16 protein-coding genes are annotated in these 16,473 nt (G+C 63.3%); 10 read left to right on the top strand and 6 right to left on the bottom strand.

Going from position 1 to position 16,473, the window contains the following annotated elements:
- Nucleotides 1–29 precede the first annotated feature (29 nt).
- Genes AC3CCE_RS23220 through AC3CCE_RS23200 form a run of 5 tightly spaced genes read left to right on the top strand, consistent with a single transcriptional unit; the run spans nucleotide 30 to nucleotide 4,386 of the window.
- Complete coding sequence (locus tag AC3CCE_RS23220; RefSeq protein WP_352499712.1) at nucleotides 30–821, top strand: ABC transporter ATP-binding protein; 792 nt, start codon at nucleotides 30–32, stop codon at nucleotides 819–821.
- A complete protein-coding gene (locus AC3CCE_RS23215; protein ID WP_488377204.1) occupies nucleotides 811–1,347 on the top strand; it encodes an endonuclease domain-containing protein in 537 nt (178 codons plus the stop codon). Before AC3CCE_RS23220 ends, AC3CCE_RS23215 begins: the two co-directional genes overlap by 11 nt.
- Nucleotides 1,348–2,226: an ABC transporter permease gene (locus tag AC3CCE_RS23210; protein ID WP_352627470.1), complete on the top strand. Its 879-nt coding sequence runs from the start codon at nucleotides 1,348–1,350 to the stop codon at nucleotides 2,224–2,226.
- Nucleotides 2,223–3,377, top strand: a complete 1,155-nt coding sequence (locus AC3CCE_RS23205; RefSeq protein WP_352627472.1) for an ABC transporter permease — start codon at nucleotides 2,223–2,225, stop codon at nucleotides 3,375–3,377. The genes AC3CCE_RS23210 and AC3CCE_RS23205 overlap by 4 nt, the downstream gene beginning before the upstream one ends.
- A 37-nt stretch (nucleotides 3,378–3,414) precedes the next feature.
- On the top strand, nucleotides 3,415–4,386 hold the full coding sequence (locus AC3CCE_RS23200; protein ID WP_023682178.1) for an ABC transporter substrate-binding protein: 972 nt from the start codon (nucleotides 3,415–3,417) through the stop codon (nucleotides 4,384–4,386).
- A gap of 48 nt (nucleotides 4,387–4,434) precedes the next feature.
- Here the strand turns inward: AC3CCE_RS23200 and AC3CCE_RS23195 are convergent, their stop codons facing one another.
- The gene (locus AC3CCE_RS23195) at nucleotides 4,435–4,893 is read right to left on the bottom strand and encodes an Lrp/AsnC family transcriptional regulator (RefSeq protein ID WP_023690839.1); all 459 of its coding nucleotides are present in this window, start codon (nucleotides 4,891–4,893) and stop codon (nucleotides 4,435–4,437) included.
- A gap of 122 nt (nucleotides 4,894–5,015) precedes the next feature.
- On the opposite strand from AC3CCE_RS23195, the gene AC3CCE_RS23190 reads away from it, so the two are divergent.
- Nucleotides 5,016–6,299: a cystathionine gamma-synthase family protein gene (locus AC3CCE_RS23190; protein WP_352513777.1), complete on the top strand. Its 1,284-nt coding sequence runs from the start codon at nucleotides 5,016–5,018 to the stop codon at nucleotides 6,297–6,299.
- Nucleotides 6,300–6,457: 158 nt separating this feature from the next.
- On the opposite strand, the gene AC3CCE_RS23185 is transcribed toward AC3CCE_RS23190, so the two are convergent.
- The 4 genes from AC3CCE_RS23185 to AC3CCE_RS23170 all read right to left on the bottom strand — a co-directional run bounded on the left by AC3CCE_RS23185 (nucleotide 6,458) and on the right by AC3CCE_RS23170 (nucleotide 11,722).
- On the bottom strand, nucleotides 6,458–7,654 hold the full coding sequence (locus AC3CCE_RS23185; protein ID WP_488377203.1) for an IS256 family transposase: 1,197 nt from the start codon (nucleotides 7,652–7,654) through the stop codon (nucleotides 6,458–6,460).
- Nucleotides 7,655–7,885: 231 nt separating this feature from the next.
- Nucleotides 7,886–9,535 (bottom strand): thiamine pyrophosphate-binding protein, encoded by a 1,650-nt coding sequence (locus AC3CCE_RS23180; RefSeq protein ID WP_352513456.1) that lies wholly within the window; start codon nucleotides 9,533–9,535, stop codon nucleotides 7,886–7,888.
- Nucleotides 9,532–10,707 (bottom strand): CaiB/BaiF CoA transferase family protein, encoded by a 1,176-nt coding sequence (locus tag AC3CCE_RS23175; protein WP_352513457.1) that lies wholly within the window; start codon nucleotides 10,705–10,707, stop codon nucleotides 9,532–9,534. Before AC3CCE_RS23175 ends, AC3CCE_RS23180 begins: the two co-directional genes overlap by 4 nt.
- Before the next feature lie 82 nt (nucleotides 10,708–10,789).
- Nucleotides 10,790–11,722 (bottom strand): alpha/beta fold hydrolase, encoded by a 933-nt coding sequence (locus AC3CCE_RS23170; protein ID WP_352513458.1) that lies wholly within the window; start codon nucleotides 11,720–11,722, stop codon nucleotides 10,790–10,792.
- Between the two features lie 113 nt (nucleotides 11,723–11,835).
- On the opposite strand from AC3CCE_RS23170, the gene AC3CCE_RS23165 reads away from it, so the two are divergent.
- From AC3CCE_RS23165 to AC3CCE_RS23150, 4 genes are all read left to right on the top strand, one after another.
- Entirely contained in the window at nucleotides 11,836–12,732 is an 897-nt protein-coding gene (locus AC3CCE_RS23165; protein ID WP_352626782.1) for an alpha/beta fold hydrolase, read from the top strand.
- Nucleotides 12,729–13,178 carry a MarR family winged helix-turn-helix transcriptional regulator gene (locus AC3CCE_RS23160; RefSeq protein ID WP_023705574.1) on the top strand — a complete coding sequence of 150 codons (450 nt, stop codon included), beginning with the start codon at nucleotides 12,729–12,731 and terminating at the stop codon, nucleotides 13,176–13,178. The genes AC3CCE_RS23165 and AC3CCE_RS23160 overlap by 4 nt, the downstream gene beginning before the upstream one ends.
- Nucleotides 13,179–13,276: 98 nt before the next feature.
- Nucleotides 13,277–14,284 carry a ribonuclease T2 family protein gene (locus AC3CCE_RS23155; protein WP_352513460.1) on the top strand — a complete coding sequence of 336 codons (1,008 nt, stop codon included), beginning with the start codon at nucleotides 13,277–13,279 and terminating at the stop codon, nucleotides 14,282–14,284.
- A 70-nt stretch (nucleotides 14,285–14,354) separates the two neighbouring features.
- Nucleotides 14,355–14,969, top strand: a complete 615-nt coding sequence (locus tag AC3CCE_RS23150) for a hypothetical protein (protein WP_156933926.1) — start codon at nucleotides 14,355–14,357, stop codon at nucleotides 14,967–14,969.
- Nucleotides 14,970–14,974: 5 nt separating this feature from the next.
- Here AC3CCE_RS23150 and AC3CCE_RS23145 read toward each other — a convergent pair whose 3' ends face one another.
- The gene (locus AC3CCE_RS23145) at nucleotides 14,975–16,261 is read right to left on the bottom strand and encodes a GGDEF domain-containing protein (RefSeq protein WP_023821786.1); all 1,287 of its coding nucleotides are present in this window, start codon (nucleotides 16,259–16,261) and stop codon (nucleotides 14,975–14,977) included.
- Nucleotides 16,262–16,473: the final 212 nt, after the last annotated feature.

Genomic DNA, 16,473 nt, shown 5'->3' with positions numbered 1-16,473 from the left:
GGGCGGCTGCGAGAGGCAGGCAGCAAGCGATGACGGGACAATCGCCAGCCGTCGTCTCGGCAAGCAGACTTGGCCTTACCTTTCAGACCAATGACGGTCCGGTAGAGGCGCTCTCCAATGTCGACCTGACCATCGGCAAGGGCGAGTTCGTCTCCTTCATCGGCCCATCGGGCTGCGGCAAGACCACCTTGCTGCGCGTCATCGCCGATCTGGAAAAACCGACATCGGGCACGATCTCGGTCAACGGCATGACGCCGGAACAGGCGCGCGAGAAACGCGCTTATGGCTACGTCTTCCAGGCGGCAGCCCTTTTCCCGTGGCGCACGATCGAGCGTAACGTGGCGCTGCCGCTGGAGATCATCGGCCTTTCGAGAGCGGAGCAGGCCGAGCGCATCAAGCGCACTATGGAGCTCGTCAACCTCTCCGGCTTCGAGAAGAAATACCCCTGGCAGCTTTCCGGCGGCATGCAGCAGCGCGCTTCGATCGCCCGCGCGCTCGCCTTCGACGCCGACCTGTTGCTGATGGACGAGCCCTTCGGCGCGCTGGACGAGATCGTGCGCGACCATCTCAATGAACAGCTTCTGGAATTGTGGGCACGCACCAACAAGACGATCTGCTTCGTCACCCATTCCATCCCCGAGGCGGTGTATCTGTCGACGCGCATCGTCGTCATGTCGCCGCGCCCAGGTCGGGTTACCGACATTATCGAATCGACGCTGCCAAAGGAGCGGCCGCTGGATATCCGCGAGACGCCGAAATTTTTGGCGATCGCGGCCAGGGTGCGCGATGGGTTGCGGGCAGGGCACAGCTATGATGATTGAGGGGGCGAACGACCGGCTGGCTCCTCTCCCCAACGGGGAGAGGGTGGCCGGAGCGAAGCGGAGGTCGGGTGAGGGGGCGGCGCCGACGGATCCGACCAAGAGAAATGTCGGGGCAACCGCTCGCGCCCGAAAGCTGCGGTTTGACGAGACCGAAGCTGAATACCGGCTTTGGGGGGAATTGAGAGGACGTCATCTCAACGGCTACAAATTTGTGCGGCAAGTGCCGCTCGCACCTTTCATCGCGGACTTCGTCTGCCGCGAGCAGGGGCTGATTGTCGAATTTGATGGCAGCCAACACGCGGATTCACTGACCGATCCCGCCAGGACAGCCTGGCTGAACGGACAAGGTTATTCGGTTCTGCGCTTCTGGAATCACGAAGTTTTGGCTGAGCGCCGAGCGGTCCTGGATACGATCTTGGCTTGTCTCGACGGAAAGATTTCTACCCCCTCACCCGACCTCCGCTTCGCTCCGGCCACCCTCTCCCCGTTGGGGAGAGGAGGGCGCCCCGCTGGCGAGGCGCGCTAGATGGACACCTTCCGCGAAAAACTCATCCCCGTGACCTCCATCCTCCTCGGCATGGTGGTGCTCTGGTATGTCTTCGCCGTCATCCTAAACGCGCCGTTCCAGCGCGACCTCGACCGGCGCGCCGGCGAAACCCATACCTTGAGCGAATTCATCGGCAAGACGCTGTCGCAGCCCAAGCCGACGCTGCCGGCGCCGCATCAGGTGGCGGTGAACTTCTTCGAGAACACCTTCCTGCGGCCCATCACATCGAGCCGAAGCCTCGTCTACAATGCCTGGGTGACCCTGTCGTCGACGTTGCTCGGCTTTGCCTTCGGCACGGCGCTCGGCATCGTCATCGCGGTCGGCATCGTGCATGTGGCGACGCTCGACCGCAGCCTGATGCCGTGGATCATCGCCTCCCAGACGATTCCCATTCTGGCGGTGGCGCCGATGATCATCGTCGTGCTGGGGGCGATCGGCATCAGCGGTCTGATCCCAAAGGCGATGATCTCGACCTACCTGTCGTTCTTCCCGGTGACGGTGGGCATGGTGAAGGGCCTGCGCTCGCCCGAACTCATGCATCTCGACCTGATGCACACCTACAATGCCAGTGTCTCGCAGATCTTCTGGAAGCTGCGGGTGCCGGCCTCGGTGCCGTTCCTGTTCACCTCGATGAAGGTGGCGGTGGCGGCGAGCCTGGTCGGCGCCATTGTCGGCGAACTGCCGACCGGTGCTGTCGCCGGCATCGGCGCCAAGCTTTTGGCAGGTGCCTATTACAGCCAGTCCATCGACATCTGGTCCGCCCTTGTGGCGGGCTCGGTGGTGGCGGCCCTTCTGGTCATGGTGGTCGGCATAGCCGGGCGCCTCGTTGACCGCGCCATGGGCGGGAGGCCGGCATGAACTGGCTGAAGCCCTCCTGGCAAGCCGTGCTGGCGGTTGCGCTGTGCCTCCTCGCCGTCGCGCTCGGTGCGATGTCGAAGCCGGAAGGGGCCGCCCTTGCAGACCCGACGGCAAGCTTCGACTACCCCTATTTCGGGATAAAGACCCCGATGATCGGCCTGGCCGTGCTGGCAGGGCTGATCTCGATGATCAGAATTTCGCCGCTGGCCGAGTCTGCGGTGCTGTTCATCGGCGCTCATCTCGTCGCCTGGATGCTGATCTCGGGCATTACAGGTTTCGAAGGCACGGCATTGGCGCCGTATTTCCTGCTGCTCGCCGCTGCCTGGCTGCTGGCCTGGCGCTGTGTGGCGGTGCTGTCGGGGCTTCGCCCGATGGCAAAAGGGGCGCGGATGGCGCTGCGCCTCATCATCCCGGCGATCTTCGGCGCCTGGATCCTGATCATATGGGAAGCGGTGACTCGTGGCGCCGGCATTCCCTTCATCCTTTTGCCGCCGCCGAGCGCCATCGGTGTGCGCATCGCCAGTTCCCTGCCGGTGCTCGGCGCCGATATCAGGCAGACCATCTTCAAGGCGGTGATCTTCGGTTATGTCATCGGCAGCGGCGCCGGCTTCCTGGTGGCGATTGCGGCCGACCGCGTGCCGTTCCTGCGCCGCGGTCTGCTGCCGATCGGCAATATGGTCTCGGCGCTGCCGATCATCGGTGTGGCGCCAATCATGGTGATGTGGTTCGGCTTCGACTGGCCGTCCAAGGCCGCGGTCGTCATCATCATGACCTTCTTCCCAATGCTGGTGAACACGGTTGCCGGTCTTGCCGCCTCCGGCCATATGGAGCGCGACCTGATGCGCACCTATGCGTCGGGCTACTGGCCAACACTCTTGAAGCTCCGGCTGCCGGCGGCAGCGCCCTTCATCTTCAACGCGCTGAAGATCAACTCGACGCTGGCGCTGATCGGCGCCATCGTCGCCGAGTTCTTCGGCACGCCTGTGGTCGGCATGGGCTTTCGCATCTCGACCGAGGTCGGGCGGATGAACATCGATATGGTCTGGGCCGAAATCGCAGTTGCAGCACTAGCGGGTTCGGTCTTTTATGGCGTGGTCGCTCTCGTCGAGAGAGCCGTCACGTTTTGGCATCCCTCTGTCCGTGGTGGATAGGGCGGTGGGTTCGGGTGTTAACTTCAGAGGGTAAAACATGAAAAGACTGATCATTCCGATGCTGGCCGGCGCGATGTCGCTGGCCGCGTTCCAGGCAATGGCCGCCGACAAGGTGACCTTGCAGCTGAAATGGGTCACGCAGGCGCAGTTTGCCGGCTACTATGTCGCCAAGGCCAAGGGTTTTTATGAAGCCGAAGGCCTCGACGTCGACATCAAGCCGGGCGGTCCCGATATCGCACCCGAGCAGGTGATCGCTGGCGGTGGCGCCGACGTCATCGTCGACTGGATGGGCGGGGCGCTCGCCGCGCGCGAAAAGGGCGTGCCGCTGGTCAACATCGCCCAGCCGTTCAAGAAGGCCGGTATGGAGCTGGTCTGCCCGAAGGACGGCCCGATCAAGACCGAAGCCGATTTCAAGGGTCACACGCTCGGCGTCTGGTTCTTCGGCAACGAATATCCTTTCTACGCCTGGATGAACAAGCTCGGCCTGAAGACCGAAGGCGGCCCGGACGGCGTCACGGTTTTGAAGCAGAGCTTCGACGTGCAGCCGCTGATCCAGAAGCAGGCGGATTGCATTTCGGTCATGACCTACAACGAGTACTGGCAGCTGATCGATGCCGGCTACAAGCCGGACCAGCTCACCGTGTTCAACTACTCAGCGATGGGCAACGACCTGCTTGAGGACGGGCTCTATGCCTCGGAAGACAAGCTCAAGGATCCGGCTTTCGAAGACAAGATGGTGCGTTTCGTGCGCGCTTCGATGAAGGGCTGGAAATATGCCATCGACAACAATGACGAGGCCGCGGGCATTGTCATGGACGGCGGTGGCCAGGACGAAAACCACCAGAAGCGGATGATGAGCGAAGTCGCCAAGCTGATCGACAATGCCGACGGCAAGCTCGACCCGGCGACCTACGAGCGCACCGCCAAGGCGCTGCTCGACCAGAAGATCATCACCAAGGCGCCGACCGGCGCCTACACCACGGCCATCACCGACAAGGCGATCAAATAAGCCTGGCCAGGCAATTTCGACCTCGAGAGCGGCGCCTTTGACCCAATGTCAGAGGCGCCGTTCCTTTATGGTGTTCATGACGAAGCTGGTCTCAATCGAGGCGACGCATTTCAGCCGCGCGATCTTTTCCTTGATGAAGCGCTCGTACTGTTCGAGGCTGCCGGTCACCACCTTCAGCACATAGTCGCGCGACCCGGTGACGAGGTGGCATTCCAGCACCTCCTCCCACCCGCGGATGGCGTCCTCGAACATGACGATCTCGTCCTCGTTCTGGCGGCTGAGCCGAACGGTGGCGATGGCGACCATGTTCCAGCCGAAGGCTGAGGGATCAACCAGCGTGGTATAGCCCCTGATGATGCCGGCCTCCTCCAGCCGGCGTACCCTCCTCAAACATGGCGACGGCGACAGGCCGATGCGCTCCGCAAGCTCATTGTTGGTGATGCGGGCGTCGGCCTGCAGCTCGCGCAGGATCTTGCGGTCGAAATCGTCGGCTATCTTCTGCTGCACTTTTGCTCTCGCTCGGCAATTTGTTGCCGGGATGCAGCCATGCGAGGCCCAAAATAGCAAGGACTGGTGGACCGGGATCGCATAAATTGCTGCACGAGACTCCTCCAGATGCAGGAAAAGCCATGACCGCGCCGCGCCCGTCGAAAACCCACATCGGCAACCACAAGCTCCATCCGGAAACGTTGATGTTGAGCTATGGCTTCGATCCGCAGCTGTCGGAGGGCGCCGTCAAGCCGCCGGTGTTCCTGACCTCGACCTTCGTGTTCAAATCGGCGGAGGAGGGGCGCGACTTCTTCGACTACACATCCGGCCGCAAGGAGCCGCCGAGCGGCACGGCGTCCGGCCTGGTCTATTCGCGCTTCAATCACCCCAACTCGGAGATCGTCGAGGACCGGCTGGCGGTCTATGAGGGAACGGACGCCTGCATCCTGTTCTCGTCGGGCATGTCGGCGATCGCCACGACGCTGCTCGCCTATGCCCGCCCGGGCGATGTCATCCTGCATTCGCAGCCGCTTTACGGCGGCACCGAGACGCTCTTGACGCGCACGCTGTCCGGCTTCGGCATCGGCGCTGTCGGCTTTGCCGACGGCGTCGACGAGAAGGCGGTGCGCTCGGCTGCGGATGCTGCGGTGGCAAAGGGGCGTGTGTCGGTCATCCTCATCGAGACGCCGTCAAATCCGACCAACAGCCTGGTCGATATCGCGCTGATCAGGAAGATTGCCGACGAGATCGGCGCAAGCCAAGGATCAACGCCGATCATCGTCTGCGACAACACGCTGCTCGGCCCGGTGTTCCAGCGGCCGATCGAACATGGCGCCGATGTCTCCGTCTATTCGCTGACCAAATATGTCGGCGGCCATTCCGACCTGATCGCCGGTGCGGCGATGGGCAGCAAGGCGGTGACCAAGCCGATCAAGGCGCTGCGCGGCGCCATCGGCACGCAGCTCGACCCGCATTCCTGCTGGATGCTCGGCCGCTCGCTGGAGACGCTGTCCATCCGCATGGAGCGCGCCAACGACAATGCGCGGCTCGTGGCCGAATTCCTGCGCGATCACGCCAAGGTCGAGAAGGTGCATTACCTGCCGTTCCTGGGCGAGGATACGGCAGCGGGACGGGCCTACAAGGCGCAATGCAGCGGCGCCGGGTCGACATTTTCTTTCGATATCAAGGGCGGAGAGAAGGCGGCCTTCGCCTTTCTCAACGGGCTGCAAATATTCAAGCTGGCGGTGAGCCTTGGCGGCACGGAGTCACTCGCCAGCCACCCGGCGGCGATGACGCACTCCGGCATTCCCTTCGACGTGCGCCAGCGCATCGGCGTGCTGGAGACGACGGTCAGGCTGTCGATCGGCGTCGAGCATCCGGACGATCTTACCGCCGACCTGACGCAGGCGCTGGCAGCGGTCTGATAGCTCGCTTGTAGCTATCAGGAAAGGGGCGATCGCCTTGGCAGCGTCGGCGGGACAGCACCCCCCTCTGGCCTGCCGGCCATCCCCCGCAAGGAGGGAGATTGGCAGCTTGAGGTTGTGTGCGTCAAGTTCTGCAAAATGGGCGATCATGAAACTGGTCATGCGGCTTGGCGTAGAGCGAGCTTCTTGTGCTCGCGCAGATCATCCATGTTGATATAGCGGTTGGCCTCCATCCAGTTTTCGTTGGTTTCGACGGCCAGCGCCCTGACCAGGCGCAGGCAGCTTTCGGCGTTCGGGAAGATGCGCACGACATAGGTGCGCCGGCGGATTTCCTCGTTGAGCCGTTCAAGCATGTTGGTGGACTTGAGGTGCTTGTGATGCTGACGCGGTAGCCGGAAGAAAGTCAGCGTCTGTTCTATGGCTTCTTCCGCCCAGGTGGTCAGCCGCGGGTAGCGGGCGGACCATTTGGACAGCCACGCGGCGAGATCGGCCTTGGCCTCGGCGAGATCGCGCCGGTCGTAGAGCCAGCGCAGTTCCTGCAGACAATCGTCGCCGTGCTTCCTGGGCAGGTGATCGAGCGCGTTCCTGAGGAAGTGGACGTAGCAGCGCTGCCATGCTGCTTCCGGGATCACCTCGCCGATCGCCGCGACCAGGCCGGCATGGTCGTCGGACACGGCCAGTTCGACGCCCTTGAGACCGCGTCGTTTCAAGCCGACGAGGAAGTCCTTCCAGGCCGAGCGGCTCTCGCGATTGGCCATCTCCACGGCCAGGATCTGCCGACGCCCGTCCCAGTCGATGCCGACCGCGATCAGCACCGCCTGGCTCATCACGATGCCGGCTTCGCGCACTTTCTCGTAGCGGGCATCGAGAATGAGGTAGGGGAATGGCTCCTGAAGCGGTCGTTCGGCAAACGCCTTCAGGCTCTCGTCCAAGCGCTTGTTGATGGCCGAGATCGACGAGGCCGAGAAGGCATGGCCGCACAGTTCTTCCGTGATCGCCTTCACCTTGCGGGTCGACACGCCCTGGACATACATCTCCGCAACCGTCGCAACCAAGGCCCGCTCCGAACGCTGGTAGCGCTCGAACAGCTCGGTGGAGAAGTGACCCGCCCGGTCCTGTGGAACCCGCAGCTCAAGCTTGCCCACCCGGGTGACCAGGGTGCGGCCGTAGTAACCCGAGCGATACCCAAGGCGCTCAGGCGTGCGTTCGCCCTTCGAAGCACCCAGCGCCTCCTCCATCTCGGCCTCGAGAACCTCCTGCATTACCGCACGGATCACTTCGTGCAGCCCCTCCGGGTTCGAAAGCAGAATGTCTTTGACGGCAGCGCTGGTCGATTTACCTTCTGTCTTGGTCATGGTGGCGTTCCTTCCAGGGAATCGGTGACGTTGAACATCACCAGCCTGCCATGACCGCCCTCTCTCAGCGAATTTGCAGAACTCTCAGCACACTACACAGCTTGACCGCCGGCCCTCATCTTCAACGTGGTGATTGGCAAAGGCCGATGTGACTTCTGATCTCCCCCCTTGCGGGGGAGATGTCCGGCAGGACAGAGGGGTGTGACGAACTCGGCTTTCGCTACGAAGTTCTTAGGCCTTGTCGCGGATCTGCGTCATCGTCCGCGTCGGCGTGATCGCCTCGGGGTCGAGCCTGATTTCGACGATCGCCGGCTTGCCGCTGGCGCGGGCACGCTCGAAGGCAGGGGCAAAATCTGCCGTGTTCTCGACCGTCTCGCCGTGGCCGCCATAGGCGCGGGCAAGAGCGGCAAAGTCAGGGTTCTTCAGATCGGTGGCGACGACGCGGCCGGGATAGTCGCGCTCCTGGTGCATGCGGATGGTGCCGTAGATGCCGTTGTTGACGACGATGACGATGATCGGCAGGTCGTATTGCACGGCGGTGGCGAATTCCTGTCCGTTCATCAGGAAGCAGCCGTCGCCGGCAAAGGCGATCACGGTGCGGTCGGGATGGAGCGCCTTGGCGGCGACCGCGGCCGGCGTGCCATAACCCATCGAACCGGAGGTCGGCGCGCCCTGCGTGGCGAAGCGGCGAAAGCGGTGGAAGCGGTGCACCCAGGTGGCGTAATTGCCGGCGCCGTTGGTGAAAATGGCGTCCTCGGGCAGAACCTTTTCCAGGTAATTCATGATCGGTCCCATCTGGACCGGGCCGGGGCCGGTCTCAGGCGGCGTCGACCAGTCGAGGTAGGCGGCATGGTGCTTTGGCGTCTCATCCGCCCAGGCTGGCGCGGAGGCTGGCTTGCGCTTGGCGAAGGCTTCGACGAAGGCCGATGGCGAGGCGTTGATCGCCAGCGTCGGCCGGTAGACGCGGCCGAGTTCACCGGCGTCGGCATGGACATGGACCAGCGTCTGGTCGGGATAGGGGCTTTTCAGCAACGTGTAGTCGGAGGACGGCATCTCGCCCATGCGGCCGCCGATCAGCAGCACCAGGTCGGCCTGCTTGATGGCGGTGGCCAGCTTCGGGTTGATGCCGATGCCGACATCACCGGCATAGTTCGGGTGCAGATGGTCGAACAGCATCTGGCGGCGGAAGGAGCAGCCGACCGGCAGCGACCAGGCCTCGGCAATGGTGCGCATGCGAGCCACCGCTTCCTCGTCCCAGCGTGTGCCGCCGAGGATGACGAAGGGACGCTTGGCCTTGGCCAGAAGCTTTTCCAAAGCATCGAGTTCGGCTTCGCCGGGCCGGGTTTCGACCGGCGTGTGCGGCAAGGCCGCGGGCGCGTCGACAAGACTGGTCAGCATGTCCTCCGGCAGCGAGACGACGACGGGGCCGGGGCGGCCCGATGTCGCGAGAGCAAAGGCGCGGGTGACGAGTTCGGGGATGCGCGCGGCATCGTCGATCTCCACCACCCATTTGGCGATGTCGCCGAAGAAGCGCTTGTAGTCGACCTCCTGGAAAGCCTCCCGCTCCTTGGCGTGGCTGGCGACCTGGCCGATGAACAGGATGACGGGTATCGAATCCTGCATGGCAATGTGAATGCCGGCCGACGCATTGGTGGCGCCGGGGCCGCGGGTGACGAAGCAGATGCCGGGCTTGCCGGTCAGCCGCCCCTGGCAGTCGGCCATCATGGCGGCGCCGCCTTCCTGTCGGCAGACAATGGTGCGGATGGGCGAGTCATGCAATGCGTCGAGCACCGCGAGATAGGATTCGCCGGGCACGCAGAAGATGCGGTCGGTGCCGTTCGCCTCGAGTGCGTCGACAATCAGTTGTCCACCGGTCTTCATCGTCCAGACTTCTCCAGTTCGGCAAGGATTTCTTGCGTGTGTTCGCCAAGGCGCGGCGAGGGACGCTCATAGACGAGCGGCGTGCCCGACATCACCATCGGCGCGCGCACCGAGGGCAGACGATTGCCATGGCCATCGTCCAGGTCGAGGCGCATGCCGCGTGCGATCGTCTGCGGGTCGGCAAACATCTGGCCGATATTGTTGATCGGGCTCGCCGGCACGCTTGCCGCTTCGAGCTTGGCCAGCAACGGGTCTCGGTCCCAGTTCTTCAGCGTCTCGATCATGTGCTCGCGCAATTTCACCCGGTTGGCGACGCGGGCCGGATTGGTGGCGAAATCGGGATTCGCTGAGAGATGGTCGAGACCGACGGCGGCGCAGAATTTGGCGAACTGGCCGTCATTGCCGACCGCCAGGATGATATGGCCGTCCCTGACCGGGACAACCTCATAGGGCGCAATGTTCATATGCGCATTGCCCATCTGTACCGGCGCCTTGCCGGAGACGAGATAGTTGAGGTTCTGGTTGCCGAGCGCCGAGATCTGGGTGTCGAACAGGGCCATGTCGATATGCTGGCCTTCGCCGGTCTTTTCGGCATGGCGAAGCGCTGCCTGGATGGCGATCACCGAATAGAGGCCGGTGAAGATGTCCGATATGGCGACGCCAGCTTTTTGCGGCTCGCGCCCGACCTCGCCGGTGATCGACATCATGCCGGCCATGGCCTGGATGATGAAATCATAGCCGGCGCGTGGGGCGTAAGGCCCGTCCTGGCCGAAGCCGGTGATCGAGCAGTAGACGAGCTTTGGATTGATCGCCTTCAGGCTCTCGTAATCGAGCCCGTATTTCTTCAGGCCGCCGAGCTTGAAGTTCTCGATCAGAACGTCGGCCGTGGCAACCAGCCGGCGCACCGTCTCGGCCCCTTCGGGCGTCGAGAAATCGACCGCGATGGAGCGCTTGCCGCGATTGCAGGAGTGGTAATAGGCGGCCGACAGGTTCTCGCCATCATGGCTCATGACGAAGGGCGGACCCCATTTGCGGGTATCGTCGCCGCCATCGGGGCTCTCGACCTTGATGACATCGGCGCCGAGATCGGCCAGCAATTGTCCTGCCCACGGGCCGGCCAGGATGCGGGCGAGTTCGACGACGCGGACGCCTTTCAGCGGAGGTTCAGCCATAAATCACCAAAAACGGGTGGGAACCGCAGCCTCTATCAATCCGGGATGCCGCTGTCACGAGGCTTGCAGTGGGCCAGCGATGTCACTGTTTGAGCACGCTATCGGCCCAGGCAGCGAAATCGTCCATAACGGTGTCGCGGTTCACCTCGTTCAGGCTTTCGTGGCGGGTGTCGGCGTAAACCTTTGAAACCAGATTCGAAAAGCCCATCGCGCGCATCCGCTTGGTGAGATGATCGATGCCTTTGCCATAGTCGGAGGCCGGATCCTTCTCGCCGCCGACGATGCTGACGGGCAGGTCGCGCCTGATGCCGGCAAAGCCCGCATCCTTGCCGCCTTTCTGCGCCATCTCCACGACATCGCGCCACATCGAGATCGAGGCATCCCAGCCGCACAGCGGGTCGGCAATGTACTTGGCCACTTCAGCCTCGTCGCGCGACAGCCAGTCGAACGGCGTCTTGTGGTTGGGCACCGCCTTGCCCCAGGCCTGGAAGGTCAGTTTGGGCAAGACGCGTGAGGGAACATCGGAGCCGAGCCTGAAGCGCTCATAAGCGAGGATGGCGAGTGCAAGCTGACCAAGCAGGCCTTGTGAGAAATTGCCGTTCCAGATCGCCGCGGCGTGGACGCGCGGCGAGTGCGCCAGCAGGTAGTTGAGCGCCACCGACGCACCCATCGAATGGCCGAACAGGATGACCGGCAGGCCGGGCTGCTCCTTCGCAATCAAATCGTGGACTGCGTCGACATCGGAGATCACCTTGGCCGGGCCGCTTGTGCCGGCGAACCTGCCGAGCGGGGCATCGGGCGCCTTGGTCGCGCCATGGCCGCGATGGTCGTGGACGTAGACATGAAAGCCGCCGGTGCTGAGGTAATCGGCGAAGCGGGCATAGCGCGCCGCATGTTCGGCCAGGCCGTGATTGACCTGGACTACCGCGCGTGGAGAGCCCCCCGCGTGCTTCACATAGAGGTTGAGCGTGGCTCCGGTCGGTGAGGCCAGCGTCGTCTGCTCGTCAAATGCCATCTCTCGCTCCCGTCGCGACTGTTGGGCGACGGCGTGACCGGCGTCAAGGGGAGGGCTATTGACAGTATGCTGTCAATTTGATTACATGACAGCATACTGTCAAGATAGCGAGCATGAGCATGAAAACCTTTTCGACCGTTTCGCGCCGCGCGTTTCTGCTGGCGAGCCTGTCATCCGCAATGCTCCTGCCCGGCATTGCATCCAGCAAAACCAGGGAGATGACCATGAAGACCTCAACCATTGCCGGCCCGCAGGGCCAGCTTGCCGGCTACGACATCAAATCCGGCGGCGGCCTGCCGATCCTGTTCGCGCATGGCGATTGCAGCCGCGCCACACAGTGGAACCGGGTGATGCAGCTCACCGCAGGTGGCCGTGAGGCGGTCGCCTTCGATTTTCGCGGCCACGGCGCATCGGCGCCTGCAACTGATGCCGACTACGGCTATGACGGCCGTGCCGACGATATTGGTGCGGTGGCCGATGCGTTCGGCCTGAAGCGGTTTGTCCTCGTTGCACATAGCGGCGGCAGTGGGGCCGCGCTCGCCTATGCCGCCGGCAATGCCGACCGTGTTGCCGGCATCCTGCTGGTCGATCCGGCGACCGATCCGCGCGCCCTGCCCAAAGAGATCCGCGACGGGTTCGTGCGCGATCTGGCAGGGCCAAACGGCGGCGATGTGCTAAGCGCTTATTACACCTCGATCGCCGGCTCCAATGAAGATGTCCGCAAACAGGTCATCGCCGATGCGGCGGTGGTCGATCCGGCGGCTCGGGCAGGCGTCGGCAAGGCGCTGGCGGAATGGAATCCCGAGCCGACGCTCGACGTCTATCATGGGCCGATCTTCGTGCTGGCCACGGAGGCCAATGACAATGCGGCGGCCCTGTTTCGGCTGCGCAGCGGAATTGGCCACAGAACCGTCGCCGGTTCCGGCCATTGGGTGATGCTTGACAAGCCGGAGGCGGTGGCTGAAGCCGTCAACACTTTCGTTTCCACCATCGAGGCCGGCCAGAAATGACAAGCAGGACCGAAGCCGGAGATGTGCTCACCGAACTGGTGCTTGCCGTGTTCCGGCTGAATGGCGGGTTTCTCGACGCGGCCGACCGGCTGGCGGAGCCTGCCGGGTTGACGGCGGCGCGCTGGCAGGTTCTGGGCGCGGTGCTGAAGGAGCCGAAATCGGTGGCCGACATTGCCCGCGACATGGGGCTTGCCCGCCAGAGCGTGCAGCGCCTTGCCGACATTCTGGCCGCCGAAGGGCTCGCCGCCTATGCGGACAACCCGGCGCACCGCCGCGCCAAGCTCCTGGCGATGACCGATGCCGGCCGGGCCGCGATCAGGGATATCGGCACGCGCCAGCATGTCTGGGCCAACCGCATCAGCGAGGGCATCGAGCCTCGCGTGCTTGAGACCGCGCTTGATCTGCTGCGTATGTTGACGAAGCGGGTCGAGGAGGGCGGGGTCTGATCGACCGAGCGATTGTTTTTTGCGGCGGACGAAAGAAATCGTAATTCTGACATGTCACACGTTTCTAGCTTGCGCTATGAAACGCTAGGAGTGCTGGAATGCGGATATCGGCGATATGGGGTGCGGTGTTGGTGGCGCTGGCCGGTGTCGGCCTAGCGCGCGCCGATGTGAAGATGAGCGGCTCCTTCGTGGCCGATGCTGCCTGTCCAGCAACGCAGGCAATCAAGAGCGGCAAGAACCCCGGCAATATCGCGACAACGGCTGGACAGAGCTACGACCTCCTGGCCGGCAACAAGGATGCGCCGACGCATTACCTCATCCGCGTGCCGGGCGCCGATCCTGAGCGTCGCTGGGTCAAGATCAGCTGCGGTCATGTCACCGGCGGCAGCGCAGCCGCCCTGCCGGCCGCGCCCGCCGATCAGGGCAAGCCTGCGGCTTCGGGAAAACCCGAATATGTCTTTGCGCTGAGCTGGCAGCCGGCCTTCTGCGAAACCAAGGCAAGCAAGCCCGAATGCCAGGCGCAGACGGCGGGCGGTTTCGACGCGTCGCATTTCACTTTGCATGGTCTGTGGCCGCAACCGAACGGCAATTTCTATTGCCAGGTGCCGGCGAGCGACAAGGCCAATGATAATCCGGCCCATTGGGCCGACCTGCCGCCGGTCAACCTCGATGCCAATACGCGCGCCGAACTCGACCAGGTGATGCCTGGCACCGCCTCCAAGCTCGAACGGCATGAATGGATCAAGCACGGCACCTGCTACGGCAAGAGCCAGCAGGAGTATTTTGCCGAGGCGCTGAACCTGATGCGGGCGGTGAATGCCTCGCCGGTGCGCGAGCTCTTCACCAGGAACGTCGGCAAGCAGCTGACTTCGGACCAGATCCGCAGCACCTTCGACAGCGCCTTCGGCGCCGGGGCGGGCGCGCGGGTGCGTGTCTCCTGCCTGGTCGATCCGTCGAGCGGCAGGCGGCTGATCGGCGAGCTGACGCTCGGCCTGACCGGCCCGATCGGTCCGGACAGTTCGCTGGGCACTCTCATGCTCGCCTCGGCGCCGACGACCAAGGCGGGCTGTCCGAAGGGTTCGGTCGATGCGGCCGGGTTCCAGTAGGATATCCGTCTGTCGCTTGGCAGTGACGCGGTGATATGGTTTGGCTGTGATTCATTCGGCGGGGGTGGCGATGAGTGGCATGACATCAGGCGGGCTGGCGCGGCTGGCTTTCTGGGCCAGGGGAATGACAGCCATAAAAGACGGCCGCATGGAATGGCCGGGCTTTTCCTATACCGATGCCGAGTGGGCGCGCATGCGCGTGCTTGCCGCGCCGATCGGGGCAGGCCGCTACCAGCTGTTCACTTGGGTCAATGCCGCGATCTTCATCGCCATTGCCGCGCTCGGCATCGTCTGTGTCTTCCTGCCGCTGGCGACACTTTTGTTTCCGGTGCCGGCCGAGACCAGCGCGCTCAAATTCTCGGCTCTGCTGGCGGCGTGTGCCTTCCTCATAATCGGGCTCGGCTTGCCGATCTCCATGCGCCTGTCGAGCGCGTTGGCCATCTCCCGGGAGATGCGCGCCGGTCTTGTCGGCGAAGCCGGTGACGAAGCGCTGGCAGCAAAAGTGTCTTGGCAGATCAACCGCATCATGCTGGTCATGTGCGGCCTGCTGGTGCCCGGGATTCTGTTGTTCATCGCTTATGACATCGACGCCAGTCCGATCATCACCACGCTGAAATGGCTGGCCATCGCGCTGATAGCCGTTTCAGTTGCGGTCGGCGCGTTGCAGCAGCGCAAGCGGAGCTGACAACCTTATCCGCTGACGCCACGTGTGGACAATGTCCAGGCACTGAGGTCTTCGGCATCGTCATGCGCTTCGCCGACGACGCGGTCACGCCCGGTGGATTTGGCCCTGTAGAGACGCTCGTCGGCAAGGGCGAAGAGATCGGCAAGCGAGGCTACGGTCTCGTCGACAGTGGCGATGCCGGCGCTGACGCTGATGTCGAACCGGTTTACGCACGCCTTGACGGCCTGGCGGAGGTTTTCTCCGAGCAACCTGGCGACCGCATGCGGCTGCGAGCAAAGGATGGCGAACTCCTCGCCGCCGATCCTGAAAACCTGATCGTGCGCGCCGGCCGCCTGGGTCAGTACCTGGGCGATCGATCTCAGCACCCTGTCGCCCTCGGCATGGCCGAAGCGATCGTTGATCGACTTGAAATGGTCGACGTCGACGATCAGCAGGCTGAGCGGCTGGGCCGTGCGCAGGCTGACAGCAACCAGACGTTCGCCGTCGCTGTCAAAGCGTCCCCTGTGCAACAGGCCGGTGAGGCCGTCGCGGCCGACATGTTCGACCAGGGCTTCGTAGCGCTCGCGGTAGGTCAAGGTATCGAAGACGTCGGACAATCCGCGCGGTGCGGTAACCCGCCGCGTTTCGAACCATCTGAGGTAGGCGACAAGCATGGCGCTGTAAGCAAAAGCGGCACCCATCTTGGCGAACCAGCCGCCGAAGAAGACGGCGATCGGTGCGCCTGCGACGAAATGCAGGGCGGTGAAAAATCCGGCCTGGTCGAAGGTGAGCACGCAGGCGACGCAAATCAGGATGCGGGAGAACGGCGCCTTGCGCAGATAACGCCCGAGCTTTTCGTAAAGCAGGATGATCAGGATGGCGTCGATGAAGAGCAGCGTCGTGCCCCACACCATCAGCCAGCCCAACTGGTCGATGAAACCGATATCGGGAAGCTTGCCGTCGGAAAGGGCTGAAATATCGTGCAGGCGCAGGATCAGGACCAGCCCGATCATCAAGGCGTTGCCGAGCAAAAGGCCATAGATCGGCTGGCGCACCGTGGCCGCATCTTCCTTCATGTAGAGCAGAAGCAGCATCACCAGCTTGCCGGAAAACAGCACCGCCGAGCCTGGCGAGACCATGCCGAAGGGCAGGGCGACATAGAAGACGCTGGCGAGATAGGTTTCGAGGAAATGCATGGCGCCCAGCGCGCAGACGAAGACGCCGAGGCCGATGCGATCCCTGAAGCGGAACAGCGTGACCATGACGCTGAAGTAGACGACCGCTTCGGCAAGGAGCAGGAAACTGTTCAGCACTACCTTCGGTCCGATCTCTACTTTCGATCGCGACAGGCCAGCGATCGATCCTGTTTTGACGCTGAAGGGTTAACCGGGGATTTCAACGCTCCCTACAACCGGCGGAAAACTTAACGTGCGGTGTACACCCGGCTTGAAATGGCAAAAGCGATTGCCGTTCGGCCCGGCATCGCCTACATAGCGGCCAACCTCCATTCAATCCGACATTTTCG

The sequence above is a fragment of the Mesorhizobium sp. P160187 genome (assembly GCF_057766425.1).
Note: the sequence above shows the minus strand (reverse complement) of the source record. Positions and strands in the feature narration are given on the sequence as shown.